The sequence below is a fragment of the Kangiella sp. genome, from assembly GCF_048265365.1.
GTDB lineage: Bacteria > Pseudomonadota > Gammaproteobacteria > Enterobacterales > Kangiellaceae > Kangiella.
In genome coordinates, this window is sequence record NZ_JBLXBT010000022.1 from 1 (window position 1) to 8583 (window position 8583).

The following is an 8583-nucleotide window of genomic DNA, read 5'->3' on the forward strand; positions in this document are numbered from 1 at the left end:
CAAACCCGCGCTTGACAGACAAAAGCCAAATCCGTCTAATAGCGCCCCGTTGCCCAGGTAGCTCAGTCGGTAGAGCAGGGGATTGAAAATCCCCGTGTCGGCGGTTCGATTCCGTCCCTGGGCACCATCTATTAATTTCAGGTGGTGCCAAAACCACCCGAAAGCCCACAAGAAGCCCGCCTAGTGCGGGTTTTTTGTTGTCTGCACTTCCCTACCCTTCCCTTGTAAGCCCAAACAATTGTGCGTAGATTCGTGAGTAGAGCCGGTTCGGTCTAAAAATCTACTCACAGCGACACAATGGGGCGCCCGAATGGCGCGGCTTGCGAGGGAATTGCAATGGCCTTATCCGATACCACCATCCGCACCGCCAAGCCGAAGGAAAAGCTATACCGGCTCACGGACGCCAACGGGTTATGCCTGGAAGTGGCGCCGACCGGCTCGAAGCTGTGGCGCTATCGCTACCGCTTCGACGGCAAGGCAAAGATGCTGGCGCTTGGCACCTATCCTGCCGTCACGCTCCAGAAAGCCCGCCAGAAGCGCGACGAGGCCCGCCAGCTGCTAACCGAGGGCACCGACCCCGGCGAGCAGAGAAAAGCCGCCAGACAAGCGCAGCGGGCCGATGGGGTGACATTCGAGACGCTTGCGCGGGAGTGGTATGCCTACAACGCGCCGCGCTGGGCAGAAAGCACGGCCTACAAAGCCAAGCTGTATTTGGAAAACGACCTGATACCCGGCATCGGTGCCCGCCCGGTCAAAGCCATCACCCGCCCCGATCTGGTCGAGCTGGTGCGCAAGGTCGAAGCGCGGGGCACGCTGAATGCCGCTGGCAAAATTCGCCAATGGCTACACCAGATATTCCGCTTCGGTCTGGCCAGTGGCGTAGTCGAAGCCAACCCCGCCACCGATCTGGACGTGGTAGCCGCACCGCCGAAAGCGACCCGCCATCATCCGCACGTTGCCTTTGCCGAATTGCCCGAGCTGCTGGGCAAGATCGAATCGACCACGCTCAACACCCTGACCCGCTGCGCCATCCGTTTGCTGGTGCTGACAGCCGTTCGCCCTGGTGAGCTGCGCCAAGCGCCCTGGTCAGAGTTCGATCTGGACGGCGCGACCTGGACCATTCCGAAAGCGCGCATGAAAGCTCGCCGCCCGCATGTGGTGCCCCTGCCCCGCCAAGCCGTTGCCATCCTGCGCCAGCTCAAGGAAATCACGGGCGATTACCCGCTAGTGTTTGCAGGCCAGCAAAACCCCGACCGGCCAATGAGCGAAAACACAATCAACAAGGCGCTGCGCCTGATGGGCTACGAAGGGCGCCAGACCGGCCACGGCTTCCGTCACCTTTTGAGCACCGAACTCAACGGGCGCGGCTATAACCGCGACTGGATCGAACGCCAGCTAGCGCACGGCGACAACGACGAAATCCGCGATATCTACAACCACGCTACCTACCTGGAGCAGCGCCGGGAAATGATGCAAGCCTGGGCCGATTCGATAGACGCTCAATGTGGCGGCGCCAATGTGGTGAGTATCAAGCGCAAGGCTTAACGGTTTTGGCTGGCCTAGCTCGACGGAGCGAAAAGCGGACTTCCCACCCGCCTGACCAGCCGATTTATTCAGGACGTGGGGAGCCTGGGAGGGCGCAGAAATGGAGAAGATATACCGGCTGCTTTCGTGGCTCGACATAGACCAAGCGGTGGACTGGCTACAGAACTTAACCGCAACTCAACTATACCCATACGACCTCTTGTCTTTATGTGCATCAAGGCGGTGTTACGCCTATGTCGATACTGAGGGCCTCTTGGGGTCTGATGAGGGACATGAGGTAGTTGGCAACGGTATTCATAAAGTCCTAAATCCTATGGTGCTAGCCGGTGCTGGCACTACGGCAGTTGTTGAATTGGCTTTGGAGGGTCCGGTTTTACTCACGGAAGGCGAGGAAAGCGAGGAAGAACCGTTTTGGACGGTATGGCACTCGAAAAAAATATCCCTGCGCGAGTGCAGAGCTTTATTTGTACCAGAGCAAGTCGAAGCGCTAGCGAGCATGATCAACGGACAGCCGGATCAGCCAAGCGAGAATGAACTTGAATATTTGCGAAAGCAGCTTGAGCAAGAGAGAGCAGCCCGGGAGGCTTCTGAAACAGAGCTTATGCAACGGCGGGTAGAGGGCGGCAACCGGGCTTTAGAGAGTATGCGGCAAATGCTTATGCATGAGCATAGTGAGTTCGCAGCGATGCAACAGCGTGCGGAACTAGCAGAGCGCATGGTTGCAGCCCTGGAAACGCAACTAGCCGAGCAAGAAGAGCAGCGGCAGTCGGATGATAAGACCTTCAAAGCACTGACTAGACAGCTGCGCGAGCTACATGGCGGCAAGCACCCAATGCCAGCGACTCACACAGGTCTGGTGTTTCCTTACGCCACCAAAGAGCTGGAAGCCATGCGGGCCGCCGTGGCGGAATATTGGGAAGGCTATACTCCAGACAAGCGTCAGCCGACTCAGAAGGCTGTTGCATACTCATTAGGAGAGAAATTGAATCTGCCGCGACAGGGGAGCGGCGACCCAGCGCGCAAGGCGACAGCACTGGCATCGGCCATAAAGCCGGACACACTGCCAGACGCCTGACAGTGAGGGGTGACAGCATGTACTGACACCATGTCACCCCTAGCTGTCACCCTCCCCCCGCCCCGCACCATTACGCCCATCGCTCCCACTATCACCCAAGGAGTAACTAGCGATGGCCGCACAAACCAACCCCGCCCAACTTTCCCGCCGCTTTATCAAGCTGGCAAAGGTGAAGGACTACACCAGCCTTTCCACTTCCGAAATCTACCGGCGCATTGCTGCCGGGACCTTCCCTAAGCAGGTCAAACTAGGACCAAAATCTAGCTGCTTCGTCGAGGCGGAAGTTTTGGCTTGGTGCGATGAGATGGCCGCCCAACGCGGGGAGGCTGCATAAATGACCGACAAAACAACGCAACGCCATAGCACTAGTGTCGAAGCACAGCGCGCCCGTCTGCTGGCACGTTTACGGATGGGCGCATTGGACACTTTCACCGCCCGCCGTGAACTGCACGTCATGCACCCTGGAGGGCGAATCAAGGAGCTGCGCACCGCTGGCCACCCCATCCGCACCGAACGGATCACGTTGACCGATGAGGACGGCATTACCCACAACGGTGTAGCCCTTTACTACCTGAGCAGCACCAGCGCGGAGGCGGCAGAATGAGTACGCCGCATTCCATCGCCGTGTGCTGGGGCCGCCTACTGCCGGACCCTACGCGCCTTAACACCCTTTCCGCCAATGATCTCGACGCCATCGAGCGCACCGCCGAGTGCGAGGCTATGACGGTTGGGCACGGCATCGCCGCCATTGGCGAGCTGCTGGCGAACACCGCCGACGCTGGCGAACTTACCAACCATACCGCCCGCGACATTGGCTGGTTGCTCCAATCGCTTGGCTACCTATCGGGCCGGCTCACTGACGTGGCCAACGGCGCCGAGTACGAGCTAGATCGCCGCAAGGCCGCCGCGCCACACCGCACCGCAGAGGGCTAAAACATGACCATTCAAAACGGCGCGCATGCGCCGAGGGGATCGGCTTGCCTGGAGAAAGCCGAACTGGCTTTCCGCGACGCCCTGCAAGCCACATTCGGCCCGCTGGACTGGCTTCCTGTAGCAGACGGCACCATTCACCGTTTCCGCGTGCCAGACGACAAGCCCGGCACGCTCAATGGCTGGTACGTCCTACACCTGGACGGCATCGCGTCGGGTGCGTTCGGCAGCTGGAAAGCGGGAGGCTCGAGCACCTGGACCAGCCGCAAGCCCGCCGATCCAATGGAGGCCGAATTGATCCGCCAGCGGGTTGAGCACGCCCGCCACCAGCGCGAAGCGGAGCAGCACCAGCGCCAGCAAGCCGCAGCCATCGAGGCGCAACGCCTATGGAACACCAGCGCCCCGGCTGACCCGCGACACCCATACCTGAGCGCCAAGGGCTGCAAGTCCCATGGGCTGCGCCAGCGTGGCGAAGTCCTGTTGGTTCCGCTCTACCTATGGCGCGTGCTGGTCAACCTGCAACGCATAGCAGCGGACGGCGACAAGCGGTTCCTGTCTGGTGGCCGGGTGAAGGGTTGCTATTCACCAATCGGCACATTGGAGCCAGGCCAGCCGCTGTACGTCTGCGAAGGTTGGGCAACTGGCGCCACTATTCACGAAGCCAAAGGCGCCGCCGTCGCCTGCGCAATGAATGCGGGCAATCTGCTGGAAGTCGGGCGCCACCTACAGCGGCACTACCCGGACAGCACTTTGATTATCGCGGGTGACGATGACCGCCAGACCGAGGGCAACCCCGGACGCACCGCAGCCACCCAAGCCGCCGCCGCGCTGGAATGTGGGCTGGTCCTGCCGCCCTGGAGCGGAGCCGAGCCGCCGAGCCTTTCCGACTTCAACGACCTGCGCCAATGGCGGGAGGCGAATCAATGAGCAACCTAGCCGAACTGATCCCCGAACCCGTACCGGCACACGACCCCATCGCGGACGCACTCGCCAGGAGCAAGCAAGATCCCGGAGCGATCTTCGAACCCGAAGTGCTGGCCCTGCTGCGCCAAGTTAGAGGAACCGACCCTGCTCGCTGGGCGCGCATTCGTCACGCGGTGAAGGAAGCCAAGACGGCAAGCATGGTCGACTTAGACAAGCTGACCAGCCCAGCCAACGAAGCTGCTGTGGGCACCGATGAGCTGTTCCCCGAGGTCACGCTATGGCCTGATCTGGTGGACGGTGCCGAGCTGCTGGAAGCCTTGGCCGCGATCATTCGCCGCCATGTGATAGCCGACCCGGCAACTGTTCACGCCGCTGCGCTGTGGACCGCCTTTACATGGTTTGTGGACGTGGTGAACGTGGCGCCGATTGCTAATATCACCGCCCCGGAGAAGCGTTGCGGCAAGACGGTAATGCTTGGCGTGCTGGCACGTCTAGCCTGCCGCTCGCTGGCCGTCTCCAACATAGCCCCGGCTGCGTTGTTCCGCGCCTTGGAGCTGTGGACGCCAACCCTGTTGATTGACGAGGTGGACGCCTTCCTGGCCGAACACGAGGAAGCACGGGGCATACTCAATGCCGGTTTTACCCGGGACTCCGCTTTCGTGATTCGCTGCGTTGGCGATGACCATATGCCCACCCGGTTCAATGTGTGGGGCGCAAAGGCGCTATGCGGTATCGGGAAGATTGCCGACACCCTGTCCGACCGGAGCATTCCGCTACGCCTGCGCCGCAAGCTACCGGGGGAGCGTACGGTAAAGATTCGTCACGCCGACCCCGCCGCCTTCGCCGAGCTGGTAAGCAAGCTGGCACGCTTCGCTATCGACAACCGAGAGGCCATCCGCACAGCCAGACCCGCCGAAGTGGACGGCCTGAATGACCGCGCCAACGACTGTTGGGAACCGCTGCTAGCCGTCGCGGAAGTGGCCGGGGGCAACTGGCCGCGCATAGCCCGTAATGCTGCCGCGACACTTCACGGCCTGGAGGAAGACACCCCCAGCATCGGCGCGGAGTTGCTGGCTTCGATCCGCGACGCTTTCGACACCCGCCGCGCCGAGCGTCTGGCGACCGCCGATCTGTTGGAGGCACTGGCCGAAGATGAGGAAGCGCCGTGGGCCGCGTGGAACCGAGGCAAACCCATGACGCCGCACCAGCTTTCCAAGCGGCTCTCTGAGTTCGGTATCAAGCCGAGCACCCATCGCATCGGCTACAAGGTCGCCAAGGGTTACAAGCGGGAGCAGTTCACCGAAGCGTTCAAACGGTATCTGTCCGCTGACACCCCCGCGACAGCCGTAACACCGTCACAAGCCAGCAACCATGCGGCTTACAGCGGTTTTAAAGGCGTAACGCAAGCGTCCATCGTTACGGATAAAAACAGGCTGAAAGCAAGCAATGGCGCGGCTTGTGACGATGTTACGGATAAAAACAGGGTACAGACCGAAGACAACGCGGAGTACTTCGGATAATGGCCGCCCTGGACCACCTGCGCCGGGCCGGTTTGACTGTCGAGTGCGTGGCCGACCGACTGCGCGTCTCGCCGGTCGAGCGCATCACCGACCCCATGCGCCAGTTCATACGGGAGCACCTGGCCGAGCTACTGGCAGAGCTAAACGCGGCCAAAGAAGATGCACCCTTAATCGTATCACCCAGAATCAAAGCACCGCCGGCCCTAACCGCAGCCGCTGCGTCGTCTGAATGGCATCGCTGTCGTGACCTATATATCAACCATCTAATGATCTGCCGCGCTTGCTACGCTCCCGCACGACGCCACTGCCAAACCGGCATCGAACTGCGCACGACATATGATTCCGCCCTATAACAACGATCAAGATGGGCAAGCGCATATAGCGCTAAACCGAAGTCGGCGCTACCTGTGTAGCTGTACTCACTTAGCATCGTCGCAAGCGACCATGGCCTGGAGCCGTAGCGTCGGATCGGTGATACGCATGACGCGCCCCATGCACTCGTCGTAGGTCGTAGCGCCCGACATGATGGCTGAAGCGGGTGAATAGCCTTCGATTGGTGCTATACCCTTACCGGGATATACCCTGCCGCCATTCGCAAGGCAGTTGAAAGCTGAAGGGTCCGCCAGCTTAACAGCCATGCCTTCGCCTACTGGTCGCAGAATGAACACGCCGCGAAACGCTACGTCCTGGCGCATTCGAAGATTCACGATGGCATCGGCACCGGCAGAGCGTGCCTCGTCGGCCATTACCTGACGCACAGGACCGAACCCTCCAAAGAAGCCACGGTTGCCACGGACCAAACCGATAACCTCGTGGGGTACGCCTTCCGGGAGCGGGGAAGCCAACTGGCAGACAGGACCGGAATGCGCTTCTCGCTTCATAGCGTACCCGCGCCCATCGGGATTGAAGGTATTCGTCTTTAGCCCACACCCAGCCAGCGCCAGCGCCAGCGCAACAATTGCAACTTTTTGCATCCCTGCCCCTCCTCGAAAAGGGGATCAGCCTACCAGAGGTGGCACCGTGCCACATTGCAATGATTGGGCTTTCGGGTCCTCCCATACACGCCGGGCCGTCCGGGTGATTCGCGCCCCGCCTTTTCGCTTCATACGGACTTTTTCGGGTTGCCCCCGCTTCCGGTTCCGCTTTCCACTGGAAGCCCCACCAGCAAGCCCGCAACGATTACCAGCAACGCGGAAACGCCCGGCACCAGTTGGCCTATCACGCAGCACCAGCGCCCGGCCTGCGAAGCCTGGAGCGTGACAACGAAACAACAACCAACCCACCAGCCAGCGCCGTATATAGCGAACGGTCACGGCACGAATCACCCGCAGCCCCGGCGCCCCACCGGGAGAACCTAATGGGGTGGCCAGGTTCGCACAGTTGGTTCGCAGTCTTGGCACGCAAGTCGGCTACATGTGGGATTTCCTCACGTTTAGACGCCCTGGTACGCAAGCCGGTACGCACGGAATCACGCACCTTTTCACGCGCACTTTTCACGCACAAACGCCCGTTGCGAGAACAACCCCATGCATGGTTTGCGGAATCAATCCCATGCAATCAGCCATAGCAACAAGATCGCAACAAGCCGGAAGGATGAGATTGGGGTGAGGCTGACGGCAAGATTACGGCAATGGTTACCAGACTGGTTACCAGCAAAGGTGACCAGTCGAAGCGGTAAGCGGATCGGCGATTGGGGCAAGGCAACACGATTACCCAAGGCGACACGGTAAGGTCACGGTAAGAAAAATTGTTGCGGTTAATGCGCAGACAATTACGGGAGCGGTCTTACAAGGGGAGCGTCTGAAGTTTGCGCCACCCCTACCCCATAGACTGCGACTCAATATTCAGAACATCGGACAGCAAGCCGAGGCAGGCTAAGAAAACGCTAAGGGTGGGGGGCGTCAAAAAGTCTGGAGCGCCCCACCGAAGGAAACCGCGCATTCCCGCATCGGCAGATTTTCCTCCTGTTAACCAAGCCGTTAACCGGGAGGGGTGCGGTTGAAACCTGGAGCCTATGCAAGCGGACGCCGCTCCGGTCCGTCTTTTTTCGTTTCCGCAAAATCCACCTTCTGAAAAATTACCAGCAGCCGGCGCAGACAACACCGCCTGGTCCCTGCTCTTTTATCGCTAACTGCCGAAAAAAGTTGCTGGACGCACTACAGGAGGGGGAGGGTTAAAAGTCGGCGCCCATCCGAAGCGATACCGCTCGGACCACACCGAATGATCGCTAACCCGGTTTTTCCGTTGTGCGCGTGCGTGCGCGAAAGTGGGAGGTACTGGGATTGTTCGGCAGCGATGCGAGGCCAAAACAGGGGCAGCAAAAGAAAAAGCGGGTAGATTTGCGCGTAGATTATTTACCGCACACAAGCGAAACCCTTACAGCACGCAGCTTTCAGCGCACGGTTCGGTTCCGTCCCTGGCACCACTATTGATTTTCGAGTGGTGCCAAAACCACCCGAAAGCCCACAAGAAGCCCGCCTAGTGCGGGTTTTTTTGTTGTCTGCAATTCCCTACCCTTCCTCTGTAAGCCCAAACAATTGGGGTATATCTGGTGGAACCCCAGTTTGGACGGATTCGGGATGATCCGTT

The 8583-nt window shown here is 60.0% G+C and carries 8 protein-coding genes and 1 tRNA gene; 8 read left to right on the forward strand and 1 reads right to left on the reverse strand.

Going from position 1 to position 8583, the window contains the following annotated elements; translation table 11 throughout:
• Positions 1-51 precede the first annotated feature (51 nt).
• From ACN0VI_RS15300 to ACN0VI_RS15335, 8 genes are all read left to right on the forward strand, one after another.
• Positions 52-127, forward strand: a tRNA-Phe gene (locus ACN0VI_RS15300).
• A 209-nt stretch (positions 128-336) separates the two neighbouring features.
• The gene (locus ACN0VI_RS15305) at positions 337-1545 is read left to right on the forward strand and encodes a tyrosine-type recombinase/integrase (RefSeq protein ID WP_417447401.1); all 1209 of its coding nucleotides are present in this window, start codon (positions 337-339) and stop codon (positions 1543-1545) included.
• Positions 1546-1645: 100 nt separating this feature from the next.
• Entirely contained in the window at positions 1646-2620 is a 975-nt protein-coding gene (locus ACN0VI_RS15310) for a hypothetical protein (RefSeq protein ID WP_417447402.1), read from the forward strand.
• A gap of 112 nt (positions 2621-2732) precedes the next feature.
• The gene (locus tag ACN0VI_RS15315) at positions 2733-2954 is read left to right on the forward strand and encodes a helix-turn-helix transcriptional regulator (protein ID WP_417447403.1); all 222 of its coding nucleotides are present in this window, start codon (positions 2733-2735) and stop codon (positions 2952-2954) included.
• Positions 2955-3224, forward strand: a complete 270-nt coding sequence (locus tag ACN0VI_RS15320) for a helix-turn-helix domain-containing protein (RefSeq protein WP_417447404.1) — start codon at positions 2955-2957, stop codon at positions 3222-3224.
• Positions 3221-3553, forward strand: a complete 333-nt coding sequence (locus tag ACN0VI_RS15325; RefSeq protein WP_417447405.1) for a hypothetical protein — start codon at positions 3221-3223, stop codon at positions 3551-3553. The genes ACN0VI_RS15320 and ACN0VI_RS15325 overlap by 4 nt, the downstream gene beginning before the upstream one ends.
• A 3-nt stretch (positions 3554-3556) precedes the next feature.
• On the forward strand, positions 3557-4477 hold the full coding sequence (locus tag ACN0VI_RS15330; RefSeq protein WP_417447406.1) for a toprim domain-containing protein: 921 nt from the start codon (positions 3557-3559) through the stop codon (positions 4475-4477).
• On the forward strand, positions 4474-5994 hold the full coding sequence (locus tag ACN0VI_RS15335) for a DUF3631 domain-containing protein (protein ID WP_417447407.1): 1521 nt from the start codon (positions 4474-4476) through the stop codon (positions 5992-5994). The genes ACN0VI_RS15330 and ACN0VI_RS15335 overlap by 4 nt, the downstream gene beginning before the upstream one ends.
• Before the next feature lie 419 nt (positions 5995-6413).
• Here the strand turns inward: ACN0VI_RS15335 and ACN0VI_RS15340 are convergent, their stop codons facing one another.
• Positions 6414-6968, reverse strand: a complete 555-nt coding sequence (locus ACN0VI_RS15340) for a hypothetical protein (RefSeq protein WP_417447408.1) — start codon at positions 6966-6968, stop codon at positions 6414-6416.
• Positions 6969-8583: the final 1615 nt, after the last annotated feature.

Excerpts from the sequence above, each read along its gene's own strand:
- ACN0VI_RS15305 (WP_417447401.1), top strand. The coding sequence starts at position 337 with ATGGCCTTATCCGATACCACCATCCGCACCGCCAAGCCGAAGGAAAAG.
- ACN0VI_RS15310 (WP_417447402.1), top strand. The coding sequence starts at position 1,646 with ATGGAGAAGATATACCGGCTGCTTTCGTGGCTCGACATAGACCAAGCG.
- ACN0VI_RS15315 (WP_417447403.1), top strand. The coding sequence starts at position 2,733 with ATGGCCGCACAAACCAACCCCGCCCAACTTTCCCGCCGCTTTATCAAG.
- ACN0VI_RS15320 (WP_417447404.1), top strand. The coding sequence starts at position 2,955 with ATGACCGACAAAACAACGCAACGCCATAGCACTAGTGTCGAAGCACAG.
- ACN0VI_RS15325 (WP_417447405.1), top strand. The coding sequence starts at position 3,221 with ATGAGTACGCCGCATTCCATCGCCGTGTGCTGGGGCCGCCTACTGCCG.
- ACN0VI_RS15330 (WP_417447406.1), top strand. The coding sequence starts at position 3,557 with ATGACCATTCAAAACGGCGCGCATGCGCCGAGGGGATCGGCTTGCCTG.
- ACN0VI_RS15335 (WP_417447407.1), top strand. The coding sequence starts at position 4,474 with ATGAGCAACCTAGCCGAACTGATCCCCGAACCCGTACCGGCACACGAC.
- ACN0VI_RS15340 (WP_417447408.1), bottom strand. The coding sequence starts at position 6,968 with ATGCAAAAAGTTGCAATTGTTGCGCTGGCGCTGGCGCTGGCTGGGTGT.